This is a genomic window from Eudoraea sp. (genome assembly GCF_049665975.1).
Taxonomy (GTDB): domain Bacteria; phylum Bacteroidota; class Bacteroidia; order Flavobacteriales; family Flavobacteriaceae; genus Eudoraea.
On the sequence record NZ_JBATGR010000041.1, the window covers coordinates 1 to 1,652 of the forward strand.

The window sequence follows — 1,652 nt, forward strand, 5'->3', positions numbered from 1 at the left end:
GTATTCGAACCATATAAGGTAAATGTAGTTAATGGAGAATTAAACCAACTCTACAGTAATGAAGATCCATCTAATCCTATCTCAGGTTATAATTTTGATAAAGAAGGAAATTTAAAGGCATTTACCAGGATTCGGGATGGAGTGGAACAGGATATTTACTATGCCACGGAGGAAGGTAAATTTGAGTTATTCAAAAGTCTTAATTGGAAAGACGCTTTTGGGATTTTACAATTTAATTATGCTACTCCAAATCCGCATGATGCATACATGGTAACAAATTTGGAAAGTGATAAGTCAGAAATTGTCCTTTATGATCTTAAAGAAGATAAACAAATAAAAAAGATATTCAGTAATGATAAATATGATGTTTCTGACATGGCTACTTCCAGAAAAAGAAATTGGGAGCTAGATTATTTTCAATACGAAGGGGAGAAACAGGTTATTGTTCCAGTAAGTGATTATTTTAAAAAATTACATACAAAATTTGAAAAACAATTTAAGGGCAAACAATATAACATTGCGGATTTTACGGATGACGAAAACAGCTATTTGATTTTTGTAGCCAGTGATAAACTTTATGGAGTTTATTACTCTTATGATGTTATAAAAGATGAGTTTAAAGAACTATATAACTTAATGCCACAGCTTAAGGAGGAGGATATGGCAGAAATGCGTCCAATAACATTTAAAAGCAGGGATGGAATTACCTTACATGGATATATTACCCTGCCTAAAGCTGCCCTGAGCGGACAAAAAGTTCCTGTAATTGTAAATCCTCACGGAGGTCCGCAAGGTGTTCGCGATTCCTGGGGATTTAATCCCGAAGCACAATTATTTGCAAGCAGAGGTTATGCTACACTTCAGGTAAATTTTAGGATCTCGGGCGGGTACGGCAAAGAGTTTTTAGAATCCGGATTTAAACAGATTGGAAGGAAAGCCATGGATGATGTGGAAGATGGTTTGCAGTATGTTATTGATGAAGGATGGGTAGATAAGAATAAAGCCGCTATTTATGGCGGGAGTCATGGCGGATATGCTGTATTAAGAGGTTTGACTAAAACACCTGATTTATACGCCTGTGGTGTAGATTATGTTGGTGTATCCAACTTATTTACATTTATGCAAACCATCCCTCCGTATTGGAAGCCTTATCTTAAAATAATTAAAGAAATTTGGTACGATGAGGATATCGCCGAAGAGAAAGTCATTATGGAGGAAGTGTCCCCTGTCTATCAAATAGATCGTATTAAGAAACCTCTATTTGTAGTGCAGTGAGCCAATGATCCCAGGGTTAATATAGATGAGTCAGATCAGATAGTAAGTGCTCTGAGAGCTAAGGGATATGATGTGCCATATATGGTTAAATATGATGAAGGACATGGCTATGCCAAAGAAGAAAATTCTATAGCGCTCTATAAGTCTATGATGGGCTTTTACGCAACACATCTTGGTAAGAAGGAACTTAAACAACCAATAAAAGACTGATTACAGCTTTAACTGAAATTATATTTTTAGAATACAATGGAAAGGAGCTAAATGGCTCCTTTTCTCTTGTTTGTATCGTACTTCAAATCTTTTTTTTCGCTATTTCAAGTTCATCATGACGTTTCCATTACAACAAAATTCAGAAATTTGTTGAGTCTAAATACAAG

General features: G+C 35.4%; 1 pseudogene. It reads left to right on the forward strand.

Annotated features, from left to right (window positions below):
- Positions 1 to 1,485: pseudogene (locus WBN20_RS01760) on the forward strand (alpha/beta hydrolase family protein); the annotation flags it as partial.
- Positions 1,486 to 1,652 lie beyond the last annotated feature (167 nt).